The sequence below is a fragment of the Allobranchiibius sp. GilTou73 genome, from assembly GCF_021391335.1.
In the GTDB taxonomy this organism is placed as follows: domain Bacteria; phylum Actinomycetota; class Actinomycetes; order Actinomycetales; family Dermatophilaceae; genus Allobranchiibius; species Allobranchiibius huperziae.
In genome coordinates this window covers 459,123-479,721 of the sequence record NZ_CP090051.1, presented here as the reverse complement: position 1 = coordinate 479,721, position 20,599 = coordinate 459,123, and the positions used below count along the sequence as shown (strand labels likewise).

At 69.6% G+C, this 20,599-nt stretch carries 21 protein-coding genes and 1 tRNA gene; 10 read left to right on the top strand and 12 right to left on the bottom strand.

Annotated elements, in window-relative coordinates:
* Positions 1 to 28: 28 nt before the first annotated feature.
* From LVQ62_RS02315 to LVQ62_RS02300, 4 genes are all read right to left on the bottom strand, one after another.
* On the bottom strand, positions 29 to 1,468 hold the full coding sequence (locus LVQ62_RS02315) for an alpha/beta fold hydrolase (RefSeq protein WP_233764295.1): 1,440 nt from the start codon (positions 1,466 to 1,468) through the stop codon (positions 29 to 31).
* Entirely contained in the window at positions 1,468 to 2,103 is a 636-nt protein-coding gene (locus LVQ62_RS02310) for a hypothetical protein (RefSeq protein WP_233764292.1), read from the bottom strand. The genes LVQ62_RS02315 and LVQ62_RS02310 overlap by 1 nt, the downstream gene beginning before the upstream one ends.
* Positions 2,097 to 2,504, bottom strand: a complete 408-nt coding sequence (locus LVQ62_RS02305) for a hypothetical protein (protein ID WP_233764283.1) — start codon at positions 2,502 to 2,504, stop codon at positions 2,097 to 2,099. The genes LVQ62_RS02310 and LVQ62_RS02305 overlap by 7 nt, the downstream gene beginning before the upstream one ends.
* Positions 2,505 to 2,618: 114 nt before the next feature.
* Entirely contained in the window at positions 2,619 to 4,898 is a 2,280-nt protein-coding gene (locus LVQ62_RS02300; RefSeq protein WP_233764281.1) for a (Fe-S)-binding protein, read from the bottom strand.
* 205 nt (positions 4,899 to 5,103) lie between these two features.
* Between LVQ62_RS02300 and cysK the strand changes: the two genes are divergently transcribed.
* Positions 5,104 to 6,039, top strand: coding sequence for a cysteine synthase A (cysK, locus tag LVQ62_RS02295; protein ID WP_233764279.1), 936 nt, complete (start codon positions 5,104 to 5,106; stop codon positions 6,037 to 6,039).
* A gap of 2 nt (positions 6,040 to 6,041) precedes the next feature.
* Positions 6,042 to 6,656, top strand: a complete 615-nt coding sequence (epsC, locus tag LVQ62_RS02290; RefSeq protein WP_370639662.1) for a serine O-acetyltransferase EpsC — start codon at positions 6,042 to 6,044, stop codon at positions 6,654 to 6,656.
* Positions 6,657 to 6,756: 100 nt separating this feature from the next.
* On the opposite strand, the gene LVQ62_RS02285 is transcribed toward epsC, so the two are convergent.
* Positions 6,757 to 7,533: a hypothetical protein gene (locus tag LVQ62_RS02285; protein ID WP_233764277.1), complete on the bottom strand. Its 777-nt coding sequence runs from the start codon at positions 7,531 to 7,533 to the stop codon at positions 6,757 to 6,759.
* Positions 7,530 to 8,045 carry a SigE family RNA polymerase sigma factor gene (locus LVQ62_RS02280; RefSeq protein ID WP_255696493.1) on the bottom strand — a complete coding sequence of 172 codons (516 nt, stop codon included), beginning with the start codon at positions 8,043 to 8,045 and terminating at the stop codon, positions 7,530 to 7,532. The genes LVQ62_RS02285 and LVQ62_RS02280 overlap by 4 nt, the downstream gene beginning before the upstream one ends.
* 179 nt (positions 8,046 to 8,224) lie before the next feature.
* On the opposite strand from LVQ62_RS02280, the gene LVQ62_RS02275 reads away from it, so the two are divergent.
* Positions 8,225 to 8,635 carry a hypothetical protein gene (locus LVQ62_RS02275; RefSeq protein WP_233764273.1) on the top strand — a complete coding sequence of 137 codons (411 nt, stop codon included), beginning with the start codon at positions 8,225 to 8,227 and terminating at the stop codon, positions 8,633 to 8,635.
* A gap of 148 nt (positions 8,636 to 8,783) precedes the next feature.
* Here LVQ62_RS02275 and LVQ62_RS02270 read toward each other — a convergent pair whose 3' ends face one another.
* The gene (locus LVQ62_RS02270; protein WP_233764268.1) at positions 8,784 to 9,809 is read right to left on the bottom strand and encodes an aldo/keto reductase; all 1,026 of its coding nucleotides are present in this window, start codon (positions 9,807 to 9,809) and stop codon (positions 8,784 to 8,786) included.
* A 163-nt stretch (positions 9,810 to 9,972) separates the two neighbouring features.
* Between LVQ62_RS02270 and LVQ62_RS02265 the strand changes: the two genes are divergently transcribed.
* Positions 9,973 to 10,575, top strand: coding sequence for a TetR/AcrR family transcriptional regulator (locus LVQ62_RS02265; protein WP_233764267.1), 603 nt, complete (start codon positions 9,973 to 9,975; stop codon positions 10,573 to 10,575).
* A gap of 124 nt (positions 10,576 to 10,699) precedes the next feature.
* Here LVQ62_RS02265 and LVQ62_RS02260 read toward each other — a convergent pair whose 3' ends face one another.
* Positions 10,700 to 11,137: a universal stress protein gene (locus LVQ62_RS02260; RefSeq protein ID WP_233764261.1), complete on the bottom strand. Its 438-nt coding sequence runs from the start codon at positions 11,135 to 11,137 to the stop codon at positions 10,700 to 10,702.
* 46 nt (positions 11,138 to 11,183) lie between these two features.
* The gene (locus LVQ62_RS02255) at positions 11,184 to 11,843 is read right to left on the bottom strand and encodes a DNA-binding response regulator (RefSeq protein ID WP_233764260.1); all 660 of its coding nucleotides are present in this window, start codon (positions 11,841 to 11,843) and stop codon (positions 11,184 to 11,186) included.
* Positions 11,844 to 11,936: 93 nt separating this feature from the next.
* Here LVQ62_RS02255 and LVQ62_RS02250 point away from each other — a divergent pair, with 93 nt between their 5' ends.
* Positions 11,937 to 12,218, top strand: a complete 282-nt coding sequence (locus tag LVQ62_RS02250; protein WP_179478419.1) for a GlsB/YeaQ/YmgE family stress response membrane protein — start codon at positions 11,937 to 11,939, stop codon at positions 12,216 to 12,218.
* A gap of 86 nt (positions 12,219 to 12,304) precedes the next feature.
* On the opposite strand, the gene LVQ62_RS02245 is transcribed toward LVQ62_RS02250, so the two are convergent.
* Both LVQ62_RS02245 and LVQ62_RS02240 read right to left on the bottom strand, forming a co-directional pair.
* Complete coding sequence (locus tag LVQ62_RS02245) at positions 12,305 to 12,580, bottom strand: HU family DNA-binding protein (protein ID WP_179478420.1); 276 nt, start codon at positions 12,578 to 12,580, stop codon at positions 12,305 to 12,307.
* 217 nt (positions 12,581 to 12,797) lie between these two features.
* Positions 12,798 to 13,262: a hypothetical protein gene (locus LVQ62_RS02240; RefSeq protein WP_233764259.1), complete on the bottom strand. Its 465-nt coding sequence runs from the start codon at positions 13,260 to 13,262 to the stop codon at positions 12,798 to 12,800.
* Positions 13,263 to 13,393: 131 nt separating this feature from the next.
* On the opposite strand from LVQ62_RS02240, the gene LVQ62_RS02235 reads away from it, so the two are divergent.
* Positions 13,394 to 14,407, top strand: coding sequence for an ATP-binding cassette domain-containing protein (locus tag LVQ62_RS02235; RefSeq protein ID WP_233764257.1), 1,014 nt, complete (start codon positions 13,394 to 13,396; stop codon positions 14,405 to 14,407).
* The gene (locus LVQ62_RS02230) at positions 14,407 to 15,246 is read left to right on the top strand and encodes an ABC transporter permease (protein WP_233764255.1); all 840 of its coding nucleotides are present in this window, start codon (positions 14,407 to 14,409) and stop codon (positions 15,244 to 15,246) included. The genes LVQ62_RS02235 and LVQ62_RS02230 overlap by 1 nt, the downstream gene beginning before the upstream one ends.
* On the opposite strand, the gene LVQ62_RS02225 is transcribed toward LVQ62_RS02230, so the two are convergent.
* Positions 15,228 to 18,380, bottom strand: a complete 3,153-nt coding sequence (locus LVQ62_RS02225; protein ID WP_233764254.1) for a BTAD domain-containing putative transcriptional regulator — start codon at positions 18,378 to 18,380, stop codon at positions 15,228 to 15,230. The genes LVQ62_RS02230 and LVQ62_RS02225 overlap by 19 nt on opposite strands.
* A gap of 231 nt (positions 18,381 to 18,611) precedes the next feature.
* Here LVQ62_RS02225 and LVQ62_RS02220 point away from each other — a divergent pair.
* The 3 genes from LVQ62_RS02220 to LVQ62_RS02210 all read left to right on the top strand — a co-directional run bounded on the left by LVQ62_RS02220 (position 18,612) and on the right by LVQ62_RS02210 (position 20,587).
* Positions 18,612 to 18,698 (top strand) — tRNA-Ser (locus LVQ62_RS02220).
* A gap of 120 nt (positions 18,699 to 18,818) precedes the next feature.
* Positions 18,819 to 19,760 carry an ABC transporter ATP-binding protein gene (locus LVQ62_RS02215; protein WP_233764247.1) on the top strand — a complete coding sequence of 314 codons (942 nt, stop codon included), beginning with the start codon at positions 18,819 to 18,821 and terminating at the stop codon, positions 19,758 to 19,760.
* Positions 19,757 to 20,587: an ABC transporter permease gene (locus tag LVQ62_RS02210; RefSeq protein ID WP_208050948.1), complete on the top strand. Its 831-nt coding sequence runs from the start codon at positions 19,757 to 19,759 to the stop codon at positions 20,585 to 20,587. The genes LVQ62_RS02215 and LVQ62_RS02210 overlap by 4 nt, the downstream gene beginning before the upstream one ends.
* The last annotated feature ends 12 nt before the right edge of the window (positions 20,588 to 20,599 follow it).

Here is a 20,599-nt window from a genome sequence, read left to right as displayed (position 1 = left end):
ACCTGCGGTCCGCATCGATCTTCCCGCGTCATCGGTGCAGTTCGTAGTCGTAGCGGACATCGGTGCCGTCCATGAATCCCTCGGTGTCGGCGTACCACCGCTTCACCAGGGGATCGGTGCTGTCGCGGCCCAGATGGCGACGGGCGCTGTCGGCGTAGAGGTCCGGGTCGTGCTGGTCGATGGGGTCGTGGTCGCCCGGACGCATGCGCGACCTGGGGTCGATCCGGATGTACGTGCGGTTGACGGCGTCCGGTTCCCCTGCCGCATCGAGGCGGGGGACCAGGTCGGAGGTGTGCTCGATGGACAGCGCCCGAACCGATCCCGGCACGGCGATCCGGGACGTCGGGGCCGCGACGGTGATCAGTCGGGTGACCCGGAACCTGGTCCGGAACTGCGGATTCTGTGCGAGGCGCGCGGCCACGATGCCGCCCTGGCTGTGGCCCACCAACATGACCGGTTCCGAGCCGGGCGTGACGCCTTGGGCTCTCATCGCGGCCGCGAGGGCAGCGCTGATCGCCGGGTAGAGGCTGCTCGGCACATCGGCCATGCTGCGTACGTTCGCCGTGGCGTCCGACGGGTCCTGCGGCATCTTGACGCCCCAGTTCTGAGTGCCGGGGAGGTCGACCACCCAGTGGCCCGTGCCCTGCGCGTCGATCCGACGATGCACGCTGAGGAGGGAACGGTGTGCGTTTCCGGCTCGCTCCGCCCATGCATCGTCGGCGACCAGCGTGCCGATGCTGCCCTTGGTGCGGGGACCGGCACTCGTGTGGGTGCCCGCCGCCGTCACCGTCAGCCTGGTGGAATCGAGCAGGTATCCGTGGGCGGTCGCGACGCCCAGGATCGCGGCGACCTGGTGGTCGAAGTCGCCCCTGTCGCCCAACACGTAGGCCACGAGGCGTGCCGACCGCACCGTGTCATCGGTCAGGGACGGATCGTCATAGGCAGCACGGGAGATCGCGGAGGTGAAGTACCGCTCGTACGCCGTCACCGGGTCGATGCGCGGATGTGCCGGGTCCCGCAGCGTCGCGAGGCTGTAGTCGCGGTAGGTCAACGCCGCCGCCACACCTGCCGCGCTCCCGACGGCGGACACAACGTGCGGTAGGGCGACCCCGAAGTGGTAGGCGGTGAGGGCATCGGCGACCGCGGCGTCCCGCGTCCGGTAGTAGTCGACCGACAGGCGCACCCCGCGCGCCATCAGCTCCAGATCGGCGCAGAGCACGACGAGCCCGTGCGGGCCGACCGTCAGGGCCACCGTGCGCTCGCCGATCCGGACGGCGGTGCCCGGCGACATCAGCGTCCCGGTGACCGGCAGGCGGGCGATCGTCATCGTCAGATCGGTCGACAGCGCCCGGGCGTGGTCGCCGGCGGTGTCGAGCAGTCGGGCGCTGGTGAGCATGTCGTCGTAGTGGGCATGGGTGGATGCCGCCCCGCCGCCGGAGCGGTATGCCCCGTCCCCGGATGCCGACATCACCGTGTCGAGTTCGCCAGCGCGGCTGCCGCCAGACAGACGTCCCGCAGCTGCGTGCCGACCTCGATCAGCCCGGCCGGTCGCATCGACAGTCCGTCGTGGGTCTCCTGCAGGTGACCCCAGCCGCACGGCAGACCGACCAGGTGGACGCCCAACCGGGTCCGGTCCTCGTCGCTGACCAGCACCAGGAATGCGGCGGACACCCCGTGGGCCAGGTCGCCCAGCCACGGGGGTACGCGATCGAGCCGCGCCGACCGCAGGGCATCGAGCACGCCCTCGACGCCACCCGTCCGGACGTCGTCGACGAGCACGAGGGCGTCCGGCACCGGCACCGGGCGGCCCACGAAGCGCGGCGTGGACGGCACCGAGGTCGCCCGACCGAGCGCTGCCAGCATCGCGGACAGTTCCTCCGGCAGTTCGTGCGCCGGCCCGATCATGGCGGTGACCGTCTCACCGCCGATCACGCCGCCGGCCATCACGAAGTCGTCGCCGTCGTACGCCGCGTTCATCGTGATCGCCCGGGTCTGCGTCGCCGCGATGACGCGCACCTGCGGGACCGCGGACCCCAGGAACGCGATCACCCGGGCGGCCTCGTCGCCGGCTGCCGGCAGTTCGACGGCCTCGACACTCACCACGGCGGGCTCACCGCATGCAGCACCGAGCCACCCGTGTCGTCCCACACGTGTCTCGCGTCCCTGGCCACCGTTGCGGCATCGTGCACCGTCCTACGCGCGTCGTCCACGACGGTCTGGGCCGTGTTCGTCACCGCGAGAGCGGCCTTGGCCAGTGCCGCTTCATGCGACTCGACGTGGAGGGCGTGGTTGAGCAGCAGGGTGCCGAGGTCCTCGAGTGCGCCGGCGCACCGCAGGAACGCGCCGTGCTGTACCCCCAGCTGGGTCCGGAAGCGCTGCGCGCCCAGGCTCTCCCACCGCGCGTGCCCGGCTCCGGTCACGGCGACCGATGCTGCCCGGGCTCGGGAGGCCAGGCCGCTCACGATGCGGGCCGCGGCCCTGATCTGCTCCGGATCTGTTGACATGGCCGAGAGCCTCGCCCCGGGCCACAGGCCCGCGCACTCACGAATGCTGCGGGTGTGGACGACCGATCTGCCGTGCCGGGGATGTGCACGAACCCTTCGCCCCTGAGGGACCGCTCACGCGGGTTGCGGTGCGTCCTCGCTGCGCTCCGGGCGCTCCTGCTGGCCGTCGCCCCCGCGGCGCACAGCCGCCAGCAGCATGTTCGCCACGTCCACCACCTCGACCTCTTCGCGGGCGTCGCCGTTGGCCTGTTCCGCGGTCAGACCGTCGGTCATCATCACCCGGCAGAACGGGCAGCCGATCGCGATACGGTCCGCCCCCGTCGCGACGGCCTCCTTGGTGCGGTTGAGGTTGATGCGAGTGCCGAGCTTCTCCTCCATCCACATGCGTGCGCCGCCGGCGCCGCAGCAGAAGGAGGTCATACCGGAGCGCTCCATCTCCTTGAGCTCGACACCGGGCAGCGCGCCGATCAGCTCGCGCGGCGCGGCGTACACGTTGTTGTGCCGGCCGAGGTAGCACGGGTCGTGGTAGGTGACGGTCGACGCCGTCGAGGCCACACCCGAGGTGTCGGCCTGGTCCGGGCGCGCCACCGGCACCAGCTGCTTGTCGCGCACCAGCCGGTTCAGCAGCTGGGTGTGGTGTACGACCTCGTAGTCGCCGCCCATCTGCGGGTACTCGTTCTTGAGGGTGTTGAAGCAGTGCGCGCAGGTGACCACGATCTTGGTCGCGCCCGCCTCGTTCAGCACCTCGACGTTCTGACTGGCGAGGGCCTGGAAGAGCATCTCGTTGCCCGCGCGGCGTGCGGGGTCACCGGTGCAGGACTCGCCGTCACCGAGGACGGCGAAGGAGACGCCCGCCGTGTCGAGCAGCTCCGCGACCGCGCGCGTCGTCTTCTTGGCGCGGTCCTCGTACGCGCCTGCGCACCCGACCCAAAAGAGGTAGTCGACCTCGGACAGCGACTCGACGTCCTGGCCGAAGACCTTGACCTCGAACGGCAGACCTTTGGCCCAGTCCAGCCGCGCGCGGGCCGACATACCCCACGGGTTGGCCTTGTTCTCCAGGTTCTTGAAGAGGCCGGACAGCTCGTTCGGGAACGCCGACTCGATGAGCACCTGGTTGCGCCGCATGTCGACGATGTGGTCGACGTGCTCGATGTCGACGGGGCACTGCTCGACGCAGGCGCCGCAGGTGGTGCACGACCAGAGCACGTCCTGGTCGATGACGGCGTCCGGTCCGTGCGGGTTGTAGGCCGTCAGCGGGTTCGCCACGTCGTACCCGGTCTCGCCGATGAGCGGAAGGTCGGCCAGCGCAGCGGTCGCCGCAGGGAGGTCGGCGCGCGCCGACTCCGCCGCCAGCAGGTACGGCGCCTTGGCGGCCGAGTGGTCGCGCAGCGTCATCATCAGCAGCTTGGGCGACAGCGGCTTCTCGGTGTTCCAGGCCGGGCACTGGCTCTGGCAGCGGCCGCACTCGGTGCAGGTCGAGAAGTCCAGCAGGCCCTTCCAGGTGAAGTCCTCGATCTTGCCGACGCCGAGCACGGCGTCCTCGTCGAGCTCCTCGAGGGACTCCATCGTGACCGGCTCGCCGTCGACGACCATCGGCTGCAGCTGGGCCAGGGCGGTGCGGCCGGTGGCCTCGCGCTTGAACCAGATGTTGAAGAACGCCAGGAAGCGGTGCCAGGCGACACCCATCGTCGTGTTGAGGGAGATGGTGATCATCCAGGCCATCGAGATGACGATCTTGATGGTCGCGATGACGACGATCAGGGCCTTGATGGTGTGGTGCGGCAGACCGCCGAACGCGTCTCCGATGAAGAACGTCAAGGGGTAGTGGAACGCGCTGGCACCCGCGTCGACCTTGTACTCCAGGCCGCGCAGCGCGAGCACGCAGAGCACGACGCCGAGGATCGTGAGCTCGACGTAATAGGCCTGCCAGAACGTCGACCCGAAGAAGCGCGACCAGCGCCCGTCGCGGCCGGTGGCGCGCGCCGGGTGCAGCTTGCGGCGGTTGTAGATCAGGTAGCAGATGCCGATCAGGCCGCCCCAGGAGAAGAACTCCGCGAGCCACTCGTAGAGGAAGAAGTGGCCGAGCACCGGGATCGTCCAGGTCGGGTCGAAGATCTGGCCGTACGCGGTGAGCAGCGTGAAGAAGAGCAGCCCGAAGGAGATCATCGTGAACCAGTGGGCCGCGGCGACCACGGGCAGCCGCGTCATCCGGGTGTGCCCGAGGAACTCCCGCAGCAGCGTCACCGTGCGCGCGCCCGGCCGGTCGGTGCGGGTGACGGGCCGTCCGACGCGGAACGTCGTGAGCATCTGGCGTACGGCGCGCACCAGCAGCACCAGGCCCGCCAGCGAGATGGCGATCACGATCACGCCGGCCACGATCTGCAGTGCTGACATGGTCGCGATCCTACTGACGAGCTACTGAGCGGTACGTCGGGCACCGGGCTGGTGGGCAGATGGACCCGGCAGTAACCCGCCCCCGCGAGGCCCCAGCTTGCGAGGGTGATAACGGCCTGTTGGAATAGGCATAACCACGCGGCGGTTGCCGCAGATGCAGGCCTCAAACGCCCCGTGATGGGGCCACGACACGAAGGCGGATCGCATGCCCATTCTCGACGACGTCACCCAGGCGATCGGCAACACGCCGCTGGTCCGGATCAACCGGATCATCGACACGGCCGACAGCGGCACCGTCGTCGCGGCGAAGCTGGAGTTCCAGAACCCCGGTGCCTCCGTGAAGGACCGCATCGGCGCGGCCATCATCAAGGCGGCCGAGGACAGCGGCGAGCTGAAGCCGGGCGGCACGATCGTCGAGGCCACCTCCGGCAACACCGGTATCGCACTCGCCATGGTCGGCGCCGCCAAGGGGTACGACGTGGTGCTGGCCATGCCGGAGAGCATGAGCAAGGAGCGCCGCGCGCTGCTGCGCGGCTTCGGCGCGGAGCTGATTCTCACCCCCGCGGGCGAGGGCATGAAGGGCGCCGTCGCCCGCGCCGAGCAGATCGCCCAGGAGCGCGGCGGGGTCCTGGCCCGCCAGTTCGCCAACAAGGCCAACCCCGAGATCCACCGTCGTACGACCGCCGAGGAGATCTGGCGCGACACCGACGGCAAGGTCGACATCGTCGTCGCCGGCATCGGCACCGGTGGCACCATCACCGGCGTCGGTCAGGTGCTGAAGGAGCGCAAGCCGAGCGTGCAGATGATCGCCGTGGAGCCCGAGGAGTCCCCGATCCTGAACGGCGGCCAGCCCGGCCCCCACAAGATCCAGGGCCTTGGTGCCAACTTCGTGCCGGAGATCCTCGACCGCGAGATCTACGACGAGGTCATCGACATCAACGCGCAGACCTCCGTGGAGTGGGCTCGCAAGGCCGCCCGCGAGGAGGGCCTGCTCGTCGGACTGTCCTCCGGCACCGCGCTCGCCGCCGCCGCCCAGGTGGCCGCCCGGCCGGAGAACGCCGGCAAGACCATCGTGGTCATCATCCCCAGCTTCGGTGAGCGCTACCTGTCCACCATCCTCTTCGAGGGTCTGGTCGACTGACCGTGCCCACCCTCACCGACGGCCAGCTGTCCCGCGGGCTGCGCGGCACGTACGCCGCGTTCCTGCAGGACGTGGACGCGGCGATCGCCCGGGACCCGGCCGCCACCTCCCGGGTGGAGATGGTGCTGACCTCGCCCGGCCTGCAGGCGGTCTGGATGCACCGCGCGGCCCACCGGATGTGGTCCCGCGGCGGTCGCTGGCGGCTGCCGGCCCGGTTGGTCTCGCAGGCTGCCCGGGCGGCGACCGGGGTGGAGATCCACCCGGGCGCGACGATCGGCAAGCGTCTCTTCATCGACCACGGGATGGGTGTGGTCATCGGGGAGACCGCCGAGGTGGGCGACGACGTGCTGCTCTACCACGGCGTGACGCTGGGCGGTCGTTCGCTGAATCGTGTCAAGCGCCACCCGACCGTCGGGGACCGCGTCACCATCGGTGCGGGCGCCCGGGTGCTCGGCGCGATCCGGGTCGGTCCGGAGGCGCAGATCGGCGCGAACGCCGTGGTGGTCAAGGACGTTCCGCCGCGGGCGGTCGCGACCGGCATACCGGCCAAGGTGCGGTTCGTGCACTTGGGCGACGACCCCTACGACGTGTGGGCGGATCCGGCGATCCACATCTGAGCGGGATCCGGGCGGCTGGGGAGCACGGTCGCGCCGATCAGCCGTCGGCATCGACCGCCGTCTCCACGTCCCGGCAATGGGAACGGCAAGGGAAGCGGGTTCAGCGGTCGGGGGTGATGGTCGGCGGGTTCTGGCCCGCTGTCGACGATGCGAGGACAGCTGCAACATCCGGCAAGCTCATCGCGCCTTCGACGTAGGTGGCGCACAGGTGGCCTTGCGGGCTGCGAAGTTTCTGGGTATTCGACGCTCCAGAAGAAGGCACCGGTTGTTCGGTGCAGACGGTCTCGTTCTTTCTCGTCCGAACGCTCGGGGGGTAGACCAGCACGCGGGTGCCCTTGGCCGGACCCGACGAGACTGTCGTCACCTGGCCGGTCCACTGCCCCGTCTTGGGGTTGACGTGCACTGCCCCGGTGAGCGCCGACATCACCCCGCCCAGAACCGACACCGTGACCGTGTTCTCAGCTGCGTGCGAGCCGTCAGCGGAGGGGACGTCGACGCGAACGAGTTGTATTTGATCCCAGGTCGGCTCGAACCGGCCCCCGACGAGTGCGCCCCCGTTGCTCGCGGAAGAGGTCTTGGGGCGTTGTGCCCAGCCGTTGGGCACATACCCGACGTGAATCATCCACGCGTTCGGGGCGGGGATGAGCCTGTGCGTGGCGGGTGCTGCTGTCTGCTCGCCCTGGTGATGCGGGAGCAGTGTCAGCCCGCCGACCACTGCGGCGACTGCGACACCAGCAGCGACGACTCCCGCGGTCCCTTGGCCGAAACGGCGCCGGCGCAGGGCCGCCCGACCACGTCTTACGTCGTCGGCCGGATTGAAAGGTCGCTGATCCGACCCGTCGCTGGCCAACTCCAGCAAGCTCTTCAAGTCGGTCATCGTTCGCTCCTTGCCCATAGGTCGTCCGATACGGCGGAGAGTGAAACCTTCAGTGTCTTCAACGCTTTGGATGTCTGTAACTTCACGGTGCCGGCGCTGCAACCGAGCATCCGTGCCGTCGTCTCCACGTCTTGATCGAGCCAATGCCGCAGCACGATCACCGCCCGCTGGCGTGGTGGCAGCTGCGCGAGCGCGGACAGCACGGCCGCTCTGGTGGCCAGGTCGGGTGCGGGTGCGGGCGGCAGCGGGAGCTCGGCATCCGTAGTGCGCTCCCGTCTCATCCAACCCTGGCGCGTCTGGTCGATGAAGGCGTTGGTCAGCGTGCGCCGGGCATACCCGAGCGGGGTCTCCATCGCCCCTACGGCGGACCACCGCACGTACAGCTTCGTCAGCGTCGTCTGCACCAGGTCCTCTGCAGCACTTTCGTCACCGACAGTCAGTAGCACCGCAGCCCGCATCAGGCCGCCACGGTGCGCTACGACGAACGCCGTGAACTCAGCCCTGTCCGGCATGTGCTCCCCTCCCCGTTCCGGCCATACTCCTAGAACGTCACCAGAGCTCGATCAGGTTGCCCCGCGTGGCATCGCGGCGCCAGTAGCGGTGGCCGCGGAGATGTCGAACGCGTCGTATTCGGACGGGATGAGCATCTTTGCGTGATGCTTGCGCGACATCTACGAGCAAGGGGCACGCCATGCCATGGGGAAAAAGCGACGAAGAGAAGCAGGTCGAGGCCGCGCAGAGGAAACTGCAGGCGCAGCAGGCCGAAGAGCAGCGGGCCCGGGAGGCATTTCTGCGCACACCGGTCGGGCAGGCCACAGAGGCGAAGAAGCGTGGCGACCGGTTCTTCGAGGCGCAACTCGACGCCGCGCAACTGAAGGGAGCAGCCAGCGCGTTCGGGTCATCGGACAACACAGTGCGGCGACACGCTGGTGCCCCCGACACCCTGGGGCAGATCGAGGAGATCGGGTGGCGGCTGGAACACGTCAGCCACGCGTTCATAGAAACGGGCGCCACGACGACGAACCGGATGCTCGGAACGGGTCAGGGCATGGTGACCCGGGGCGTCGTCACCGGGTTCTACCTGTTCCGTAACGCCGACTGACCACCGTGCCCGGTGATGGGCCGGGTCAGTCGAATTTCGGGCGCGCTCTTGCACTCCCGAGGATTCGCTCGAGTACGGATGGCGTGCTGGCGTGCCCGCGCGCCGATCCCCACGGACGCCCACGGGTATCGCGTCGGGAAGGTCGCGATCAGGTGGCTGAGCGCTCTGCGGCGGGGCGTCGGCGCATGGTCTGGTCGCCGACCGCAGGCCCGCGGTAGACCATGTCCATCGCGCCGATGCTCTCCCCGGGTGGGACGATCGCGTCGATACGGTCGAGCACGTCGTCCGAGAGCTCCAGGTCCACCCCGGCGAGGGTGTCCTCGAGCTGCTCCATCGTGCGTGGCCCGGCGATGGCGGACGTGACGCCCGGGTGGGCGATGGCGAACGCCATCGCGAGGTGCGTGAGCTTCACGCCGAGGTCGTCGGACAGCGCGATGAGCTGCTCGACGGCTGCGAGGCGCCGTTCGTCCCGGAAGTGGCGCATGCCGGTACGCGCCGAGCGGAAGTTGTCGTTGTCCTGGTTCGCCCGGTAGCGGCCCGTGAGGGTGCCGCCGGCGAGCGGGCTGTAGACGAGCGTGCCCATTCCGTAGCGTTCAGCAACCGGGAGGATCTCCCTCTCGATCTCGCGGTCCAGGATCGAGTAGTTCGGCTGTTCGGTGCGGAACCGCTCGAATCCCCGCCGCTCGGACATCCATTGGGCCTCGACGATCTCCGACCCACGCATCGACGACGTGCCGATCGCGCGGACCTTTCCCTGACGCACGAGGTCGGTGAGCGCTGAGAGGGTCTCGTCGATGTCCGTGTCCGGGTCGGGCCGGTGCAGCTGGTAGAGGTCGATGTGGTCGGTCTGCAGGCGGCGCAGCGAACGCTCGACGGCCTGCATGATCCACCGACGGGAGGCGCCCCGATGGTTGACGTCGTCGTCGACAGGTCCCCAGAACTTCGTGGCGAGAACGACCTCGTCGCGCCGGCCCTTCAGTGCCTCGCCGACCACTTCCTCGGAGTCCCCGTAGCGGTCGGCGGTGTCGACGAAATTGATGCCGGCGTCCAGCGCTCGGTGGACGATGCGGATCCCGTCCTGGCGGTCGGGGTTTCCGAGCGAGCCGAGCATCATCGCGCCGAGGGCGTAGGGAGTGACCTTGATGCCGGTGCGGCCGAGTGTGCGGTACTTCATCCAGTGCTCCTGGAGGTGAGTCGTCAGGCGTGGGCGGGCATGTACTGGCCGTCGCGCATCGTGGACACTGCAGTTCTCACAAATGCTGCGGCTTAGCGGAACGTCGTTCCTCTAAGATAGCAGCCTATTCGGAATCATGTTCCTTTTACAGAGGAGATCTCGCGTGCCTCGCACCACGGACGGGGACGGCGGGGAGCCGCGCCGCCAGCGCGCGGACGCCCGGTTGAACGTCGACGCGCTGGTGGAGGCGGCCAAGGCGGTTTTCGCCGAGTCGGGTGTCGACGCGCCGGTGCGGTCTATCGCCGAGCGGGCCGGCGTGGGTGTGGGCACGCTCTATCGCCACTTCCCGCTGCGTTCCGACCTCATCTCGGCGGTCTTCCGACGCGAGATGGACGCCTGCGTCGCGGCGGCCACCGACCTCGAGGCCGCGTACCCTCCCGGCGAAGCGTTGGACCGTTGGGTCATGCGCTACACCCAGTTCGTCGCCACCAAGCGTGGACTCGCGGGAGCTCTGCACTCGGGGGATCCCGCGTACGAGCCGCTCGCGGAGTACTTCTCGACGCGCCTGGCTCCGACTCTCGAGCGTCTGCTCGACGCAGCGACCGAGTCCGGGGACATCAGCCAGCATGTGGTCGCGGGGGAGTTCCTGGGCGCCGTGGCGAACCTGTGCCACGACGGCGGCCCGACCCCGAGCCGAAGTGGCGGACGCGCGGAGCGGATGGTGCGGCTGCTGCTCGCCGGACTTCGGTCGCAGGACGTCGGCTGATCACGACCGGGCACAGATATCCCACGTGCAGCGTCACTGAGGACAGATCTCTCGGGGAATCATCGAGACACGAATACGCACGACCGTCGCGACGCAGTGTCGACGGGCGGCTGACGAGGGTGAGCTAGGGCACGACGGTGACCGGCCACTTGGCGTCGCGCACCAGGTGGACCGCGAGCGAGCCCACGAGACGGTGGCCGGCCTGGCTGGAGGCACCGACCACCACTGCGTCGGCGCGGCGCTCGATGGCGACCGCCACGATCTCCTTGTAGGGATTGCCGTGCCGCTCGACCATCTCGAAGTCGAGGTCGTCGACGACCCCGGACTCGGCGATCTGGCGGCGCATGTCGGCGACCACTCCGGCCTGGGTCTCCCGCAGCAGCGGGATGGCGGCGGGTGCGGCAGCGGCGTACACGCCGAGGGTGTGGACGTAGACGGCGACGAGGGTGGCGTTCATCCGGCGGGCCATGCCGACGGCGTACGCGCCCGCATGGGTCGCCGACTCCGACCCGTCGACACCGACCACGATCACGACCTTGGGTGGAGCGCCGTCCTGCGTCATCTTCGGACGGTATCGAACCCGCACCGGATCGCGGGAGACCTACCGGTCACGGACCTCCACGCCAGTGATCGATCCGTCGATGGTCGGGTGAGAAGCCGTTGTCGACGCCCCACAGCACGGCCTGGGTGCGGCTGGACACATCGATCTTGCGATAGATCGCGCGGATGTAGGACTTGACGGTGTTGGGGCTGAGGAAGGTGCGTGAGGACACCTCCGCGTTGCTGTGGCCCTGGGTGATCAGGGCCAGGATCTCCGACTCCCGCTCGGTGAGCCCCTCTTCGCGGCCGGGCCAGTCCAGCCCGGTCACCGGGCGGGCGCGGCCTGGCGGATCGCTGACGACGATCTCGCCCGCGTGCACCGCCTCGATGGCCGCGATGAACTCCCGGGCGGGAAGCGCCTTGGACAGGTAGCCGTGCACACCCTGCCGCTGCGCGCTCTCGACCAGCTCGGGGTGGAAGTTCCAGGTGTAGACGATCACCTTGCGCGCGCAGGGGCTGCGGATGAGAACCCCGATCTCCTCGCGGTCGGACTCCGGCTGGGCGAACGCGTCGTAGAGCACGACATCGACGGTGTCCTTCAGTGGTTGGTTGGTATCGATCTCGGCGATGATCACCCGGTCGCGGTACTGGTCGATGATCTTCGCGACGCCGAGCAGGACGACGTCGTAGTCGTCCACCAGGGCGACGGTGATGGGGGCTTGGGGCACTCCTCCACGTTAAACCTCCCTAGGGGTGTGTTGCAGCAGCCCTAGGGGTGAAAATCTCTAGCAGTACACAGTTCCTCTATCGGAAGGCTCGCCATGTTGGGTCTCATCATCACCATCGTCGTCGTCGGACTGATCGCGGGCGCGATCGCCCGCCTCATCGTCCCGGGCAAGCAGGACATCTCCATCCTCATGACCATCGTGCTCGGCATCGTCGGCTCGTTCATCGGCGGATTCCTCGGCTACGTGATCTTCCACAAGGACGCCGGAGGCGGCTTCCTGCAGCCGTCCGGCATCATCGGATCGATCATCGGCGCCGTCATCGCGCTCCTGATCTGGACTCGCGTCGGCAACCGCCGCAGCTCGGTTCGTGCCTGACACCAGGACACGTGCCTGCCATCCGGGGAGGCAACGAAAGGCCCCTCACCATCACTGGTGAGGGGCCTTTTGCAGGTGTGGAGCGGTCAGCCCTTCGCGGCGGCCTTCAGCTTGCTGCCGGCAGTGACCTTCGCCGCGTGCGACGCGGGGATCTGGATCTCGGCGCCGGTCTGCGGGTTACGGCCGGTGCGAGCCGCACGCTCGACGCGCTCGACGGTCAGCAGACCGGGCAGCTGCACCTTCTCGCCGCGGCCGATGGCCTCGAGGATGACGTCGTTCAGGCCGGTGATCACCGAGGTGGCGTCCTTGACGCTGACGCCGGTGCGCTGCGCAATGGTGCTCGCAAGGTCAGTGCGGTTCATGGAAGTCCTGTTCTGTTCGTTCGCTTGAAGAGGGATCGGATCCGGCGCTGGCCGGATCCGCCCGCCGGCGCGTGACCGGCGGAGCTGACGGTACTGACGGTGCACGGCATACCCACAATTCAGCGGTATTCCGCGGCACGCGATCGTTCTTCACCGTAGACGCCTGCGGCCCGGTGTCAAAAGCCCACACCGCCGGGCGCGTCGGAAAAACGCGTCCTCAGTCCAGTTTCGACTCGCCGCTGTCGGTGTCGGCGTCGACCGGGTGCGCCTCGGCGGCCTCGGCCGCGGCGCGCGCGGCGTCGGGCTGCGACGACACCGGCGGTGCGTCGACCGTGTCCGCGTCGACCGGTACGCCGCCCGGAGCGTCGGCCGAGGCGCCTTCGGCGATGGTCCCCTGCACGACGGGCCCCTCCTTCTTGCCGGTGGCTGCGTGCAGCGCGGCGGTGGCGGCGTTCTTGACGGCCTGCCCCGCACCCGCGGCGGCTGCCTGGCCGGCCGCGGCGGCTACCTCGGGACCGCGCTCGCGGATCTGCTCGCTCGCCTTGGTCACCTGCTCCTGCACCGCCGGGTGCTCCCAGGCCTTGGCCGCCTGCAGTTTGATCTGCTCGTAGCGGCGCTCGCCCGCCTTGGCGCCGAAGACGTACCCGGCGCCGAATCCGACGAGAAACGACAGCTTGCCCATGTCTGGTCTCCTAGCGTGTGATGTCGCGCTCGACCCTACCGGCGGCGTACCGGTCAGCTTGCGCTCGTTCGTGACACCGGGTGAAAGCGCCGTGACACCGGCGTGAAACCGGATGGCCGCACGGTGTCCCCATGACCACACAGATCACCCACCTTTCCACTGCGCCGACCGGCCCGCTCGCCGTCGAAGCGACCGGTCTGGTCAAACAGTTCGGCGCGGCCCGCGCGGTCGACGGCATCGACCTGCAGGTGCGGCCGGGCGAGATCTACGGCGTGCTCGGACCCAACGGTGCCGGCAAGACCACCATGCTGAAGATGCTCGCCACGCTGCTGCCCATCGATGCCGGTACGGCGCGCATCCTCGGGCACGACGTGCAGGCCTCACCGCACATCATCCGGCAGCTGATCGGCGTCACCGGGCAGTACGCCTCGGTGGACGAGAACCTCACGGCTGCAGAGAATCTGCGGCTGTTCGGCCGGCTGCAGGGACTCTCGCTGCGGGACGCACGGGCGCGGGCCGCCCGACTGCTCGAGCAGTTCGGGTTGTCGGAGGCGGCCAACCGGCAGATCGCGCAGTTCTCCGGCGGCATGCGCCGTCGGCTCGACCTGGCGGCGAGCCTCATCACCAGCCCGCCGGTCATCTTCCTCGACGAACCGACCACCGGTCTGGATCCGCGCACCCGCGGCCAGATGTGGGAGACGATCCGTGGCCTGGTGGCCGACGGGTGCACCGTCCTGCTCACCACCCAGTACCTGGACGAGGCCGACCAGCTGGCCGACCGCATCGCCGTCATCGACCACGGTCGGATGGTCGCCGAAGGCACCCCGGACCAGCTCAAGGCGAAGGTCGGCGGATCCAGCCTGCAGCTCGGCGTCCGCGACGTCGGCCAGGTCGCCGAGGCGGCCCGGATCGCCGAGCGCCTCATCGGCGACACCGCCGTACGCACCCCTGACCGCGCCGGCTTCACGATCCCGCTCGCCGACGCCGACCGCGCCGGTGGGGTGCTGATCGCGCTGCGCGAGGCCGGCATCGCCGTCGAGTCGCTCTCGGTGCAGAAGCCGACCCTCGACGAGGTCTTCCTCGCGCTCACCGGCGAGGACACCCAGCACGACTCATCCCGTTCCACCGACCAGGGAGTTGCCTGATGACCGCCGCACAGCTCGAAACCTCAACGACGGCAACACCACTCGCAACGAAAGTCGTGCAGCCGCGTCCGCACGTCGGCACCCGCGCGACGGTTGAGCAGACCTTCAGCATGGCGTGGCGAGCCCTGATGAAGATGCGCCGCAACCCCGAGCAACTCGTCGACGTGATGGTGCTGCCGATCGTCTTCACGGTGATGTTCACCTACGTGTTCGGCGGCGCCGTCTCCGGCAGCGTCGGGCGCTATCTGCCGCTGATCATCCCCGGCATCCTGGCGCAGACCGTCCTCACCGCCTGCGTGGCGACCGGCACCCAGCTGCGCGAGGACATGGACAAGGGAGTCTTCGACCGCTTCCGGTCCTTGCCGATCGCGCGGATCGCACCGCTCGCCGGCCCGATGGTGGCCGACCTGGTGCGCTACCTGATCGCCTCCACGCTCACCGTGCTGGTCGGTCTGGTCATGGGCTACCGGCCCGGCGGCGGCGTCTTCGGGGTGCTCGCCGCGGTCCTGCTGCTGGTCATCACGGGATGGTCGATGGCCTGGGTCTTCACATGGGTCGGCACCGTGATGAAGTCCGCACAGAGCGTGCAGGGCGCCTCGATGATGATCATGTTCCCGCTGACGTTCCTGTCCAACGCCTTCGTGCCGGCCGGGTCCATGCCCGGGTGGCTGCGCGCGTTCGTCGACGTCAACCCGGTCTCGCACGTGGTCACCGCGGCGCGCGATCTGATGAACAACGGCAGCGTCACCCCCGAGGTCGGCTGGGCCCTGCTCGGCTGCGCCGCCGTCATCGCGATCTTCGCGCCGTTGTCGGTGCGGTCCTACCGCCGCAAGCTCTGAGCCGACCGCAGCCGGTCGACCGTCTCGCGCAGTTGCGTGAAACGTGCGGCGGAGTCGTCGCCGATCCCAGGTCGTGCCCGGTCGATGAGACCGGGCGCGACCTGCTGCACGTCGTGAACCGCGCGGTCCCAGTCCATCGAGGGATAGACCTGGTTGTAACCGGAGGCATGCGCGAGCACCATCAGCCGGGCGCCGCCGTTCGCGGCGTCCGGCTCGTACGTCACGGCCCAGCGACCGACCGCGAACGCCAGGGCTCCGGCTGAGGGGTGGTCCAGGTCGGCCAGCGTCCCGGCGAGGGCGTCGTGCAGCGCTGCAAGCGCCTCGGCGTACGCCGTGCAGCTGAGGACACCGGCTCCGCCGGGTCCGTCGGCCAGCATGATGCTGTGCAGGTACGCCGCACGGCCGAAGAGCAGCCATGGTGCCGTTCGGTCGAAGGACGCGATCAACGGCATCGTCACCCGCTGCATGAGGGTCCACCCATCCGCGTGCAGGCCTGCGCCCCGCTGCGAGTCACCCTCCGCCAGCGCCAGTTCGGCTCGCAACGGGTCGAGTGAACTCCACCCGGGCAGCGCGCTGTTGGTGTCGTCCTCCTCGAGGTACCGCAGCTGCGCCCGGGCTGCGGGCAGATCGCCGGCATCGATGTCGCCGAAGGCGATGATCATCCGCTGCTGCGCGGCGTCCTCGATCGCGTGCAACCGTGCGAGGACGTCGACCGCTTTCTCCGCCTCGCGCGCCGCTTCGATCCGGCGGCCGCCCTGTACCAGCAGCCCGGCCCGCTCGGCGCGCAGCGCGTGCGACTGCCAGGGCCCGTCCTCGTCGGCGCTGTTGGCGAGGGCCAGGTCCACGGCATGCAGTGCCGAGTCCAGGTCACCGGCATTCTCCGCGATGTGCATCCACCACCGTGCCGCGAGCCCCGCCACGTGCCGGTCCGGCGACGTCGACATCGCGATGAGCCGGTCCACGGCGACGGTGGAGTCGCGGTCGGCGATCTGGGCGAGCACGGTCGAGGTCTGCACCAGCGCGGAGGTGCGCGGGTCCGAGCCGTGGCCGAGCAGGTCCAGCGCGTCGCGCAGACCCTCTTCGGCGGCGCCCCGGAACAGGCTGTGGAACATGGCGGCCCACGCGAGGATGCCGCGCGCGGCATCGGCCTCCTGTGGCCTGATCGGGTGTTGCATGATCACCTGTGCGGCACTGTCGCACGCATCGATGGCCCGCAGGAAGTTGCCGCTCACCTGCCAGAGGGTGACCAGGGTCGCGCCGATCACGGCGGTCGCCTCGGCGTCCTCGGCCGCGATGGCCCTGTCCAGCTCGACGGCCAGATTCCCCTCATCGCGGCTCAGCGCGTCGATGGTCTCGATCTGATCCGGGCCGAAGAACCGGGCGGCAGCGGTCCCGCTGACGTGCAGGGCCCATCCGCGCAGGGCCTGCCGCACCTGCTCGCTACGGTCGGTGCGGGCCAGCGCGTCGCGGCCGAACTCGCGCACCGTCTCCAACATCCGGTAGCGCACCGTCTCGTCCTCGACCACCGTGAGCAACGACTGCGAGACCAGGCTCTCGACGTGGATGAATGCCGTTGCACCCACGACCCATTCGGCGCCTTCGAGGTCGAACCCGTCGTGGAACGCCGACAATGCGGTCAGGGCGTCGCGGTCGTCGGCGTCGAGCAAATTCCAGGACCAGTCGATGACGGCCTGCAGGGTCTGATGGCGCTCGGGCACACCACGAGTGGCGCCTCGCAGGAGCGCGAAGCGCTGGTCGAGGCGCTGCGCGATGGCGGAGACCGACATCGCACGCACCCGGGCCGCGGCAAGCTCGATCGCGAGCGGCAGCCCGTCGAGCCGGTCGACGAGCGGCCCCACGTCCTCGTCACGCAGCTCGACGCCGGGTCGGGCCGCCTGCGCCCGGTCGCGGAACAGCGTCGCGGCGTCGTCGTGGTTCAGCTGGGGGAGGGCGTACACCCGCTCCGCGCGGATGCCGAGCGCCGTCCGCGAGGTGGTGAGGACGGTCAGCGCCTGCACCTGGGTGATCAGCGCCGCTACGAGGTCGGCGACGGCGTCCACCACCTGCTCGCAGTTGTCCAGGATGAGCAGGGTCGGCGCCGACCCGAGGCGGTCCACCAGCCGCGTCCGCAGGTCCGCAGGTCGCGAGCGCGCCGGCCTGTTCGTCGTACTCTCCCGGACCCCGATAGCGCTGGCCAGGGTGGGCAGAACGCCGTCACCGGAGACGACTCCGGCGAGTTCGACGAAGTGCACCGCGGGCTGTGCGGCCCCCCGCCCGATGACATGTGCCAACCGGGTCTTGCCGAGGCCACCCGGCCCGAGGATGGTCACGACCCGGGTGGTGCGGGTCAGTTCGCGCACCGCGGTCACGTCGGCGGCGCGACCGATGAGATCGGTCTCGTCGTAGCGCACTCCCGTGCGCTCGGGATCCTCCAGGGCGAGCAGCTCGGCGTGCAGCGCCCGCAGGCGCTCGCCCGGCGTGGTGCCGAGCTGGTCGGCCAGCGTTCGCCGGTACGCGTCGTACCCGGCCAGCGCCTCGGCGGTGCCTGCCGTCTCGGACACACTGCGCAGATAGGTCTCCAGCAAGGGTTCGGCGGGAGTCGGGCCGGCGATCAGCGGCCGGAGGATCGGTACGGCGCGTGCGTGATCACCCAGCCGGCTGGCCGCCTCACCGAGCACCGCGCGGGTCGAGTCGATGTCGTCGCGGGCGCTCTGACGCAGATCTCCCAGCGCGCCGGGTTCGGCGCCGCCGACGGGCGTGGCGAGGACCTCCTCGGCAGTGCTGCGGGCCGCCGTCCAGTCCTGGGCGGCGGCAGCGCGGCGCGCGGAGCGGACCGAGTGCTGCAGGCGCCACGCATCGACCCGGTCGACCTCCAGGCCGCAGCGATAGCGCGTGCCGAGGAGCTCGACCACCTCGGGCGCGGTCTGCTTACGGGTGCGGGAGACGATGACCTGCAACGCCTTTCGCGGATCGGCCGGCGGATCCTCCGGCCAGATGAGCTCAGCGAGCCGGTGCGTGCCGACGCCCTCACTGCCGGCCGCGACCAGGGCGGCCAGCAGGGTGCGGACCCGGTCGCCCGCGATGTCCTGCCCACCCCAGGCGACCGCGTCGAGCAGCCGGAGCGTGAGGGTCACCTCGCCAGCATAGAAGCGGGTGCCCGCCCGTCGGAGTGACTGGCCGCGCGGGGGGCTGAGTGGCGCGCGCGACGTACGTCGGCGTGCCCACCATGTGAAGGTTCTGCGTCCATGGCCAGGGCTGCAGCACTGGCCACCGACGCAAACCGACCACCTGGTCGGTCACGCGGGCCATCCATCGACGACCGGCGAGCGCCACTACGATGGCGGCGGCTCGGCGTACGCCGGCCTGGAGGGCTCGCATAGTGGCCTAGTGCGGCGGTCTTGAAAACCGCTATGTCGGCAACGGCATCGTGGGTTCGAATCCCACGCCCTCCGCAGCCCGGCGGCATCCACCCGAGGGATGAGTCGCCCCCTCGAAAGACCGTCCTGACGGGCGACGCGCGCCGACGCTGGCCCACCTAGCGTCATACCCATGAAGCGGATGAGTGGCGTGCAGTGATCGAGGTACGGAACCTGAGCAAGCAGTACGGCGACAAGACGGCGGTCGACGACCTGACCTTCACCGTGCGCCCCGGCATCGTGACCGGTTTCCTCGGCCCGAACGGTGCGGGCAAGTCCACGACCATGCGGATGATCATCGGATTGGACGCGCCGACGACGGGTTCGGTGCGGGTCAACGGCAAGCCGTTCGCGCAGCACGCCCGGCCCCTGCACGAGGTGGGCGCGCTGCTGGAGGCCCGCTCGATCCACCCGGGCCGGTCCGCGCGCAACCACCTGCTGGCGATCGGCGCCACCGCGGGCATCGGTCGGTCCCGCGTCGACGAGGTCCTCGATCTGGTCGGGCTGAGCGACGTGGCGACCCGCCGGGCGGGATCGTTCTCACTGGGGATGGGTCAGCGCCTCGGAGTCGCCACCGCCCTGCTGGCCGATCCACGCACTCTGATCCTGGACGAACCGGTCAACGGTCTGGATCCGGACGGGGTCCGGTGGATCCGCACCCTGCTCAAACAGCTCGCCGCCGAAGGCCGCACCGTCTTCCTGTCCTCCCACCTGATGAGCGAGATGGCCCTGACGGCGGACCATGTGATCGTCGTGGGGCGAGGCAGGCTGTTGCGCGACCAGTCGATGGCCGACTTCATCGCCGACGCCTCCGTCGCATCGGTGCGGGTGCGCAGCCCCCAATCGACAGTGCTGGCAGTCCTGTTGGCTTCGGACGGCGTCACCGTGCGCGACGTCGCGCGGGACACCCTCGAGGTCGAGGGCCTGTCCACCGACCGGATCGGCACCATCGCCGCGGAGGCGTCCCTGACCCTGTTCGAGCTGGCGAGTCGGGACGCGTCGCTGGAGGACGCATACATGGCGCTCACCGAGGACTCGGTCGCCTTCCGCTCGCGCACCTCCCCTCAGCACGACGACGAAACGGTGGACGCAGCATGAGCAGCCCCGCGATCGACACAGACCGCCCCGCATCCGACGAGACCACATCGATCCGCAGTGAACCGGTCTCGTTGCCACGGGTCGTGAGGTCGGAGTTCATCAAGTTCCGGTCGCTGCGGTCGTCCTGGGCGGTCCTCGGCGGCGCCGTGCTCGGCATGCTGGTGGTGGCCCTCATCGTCGGATACAACACCCGCCACCTCACGAAGAACCTGCAACCGGACGATGTCGTGGCCTCCTCGCCGCTGCAGGGGTACTACCTCGGCCAGTTGCTCATCGGCGCCCTCGGCGTGCTCTTCGTCTCCGGGGAGTTCTCCACCGGCATGATCGCCTCGACGATGGCCGCCGTACCCAAGCGCCTGCCGGTCCTGTGGGCCAAGCTGCTGGTCTTCACCTCGATCGTCCTGGTGTCAATGACGACCGCCTCGGTGATCGCCTTCCTGCTCGGGGAGGGCGTGATCGGTCATTTCCGAGCGTCGTACGGACTCGGCGACCCGACCGCGCTGCGGGTGGCACTCGGCACGGGTGTCTACCTCACCCTGGTCGGCGTGATCGGCGGTGCCCTCGGGTGGATCGTGCGCAGCACCCCGGGCGCGCTCGTCGCCTACTTCGCGACCGTCCTGGTGGTCCCGGTGCTCTTCAACTCGGTCCTCGGCACCTGGGGGAAGGACGTGGGCAAGTACCTCCCGAGCACGGCCGGTGCGAGCTTCGTCTCCAGTCTGCGGGAGCCCCAGACGCTCACGCCCTGGGTCGGCCTCGTCGTGCTGGGTGTCTGGGCCGTGGTCGCCGTAGCCGTAGCGGCCGCGCAGCTGAGGCGCCGCGACGCGTGATGCCACACTCGG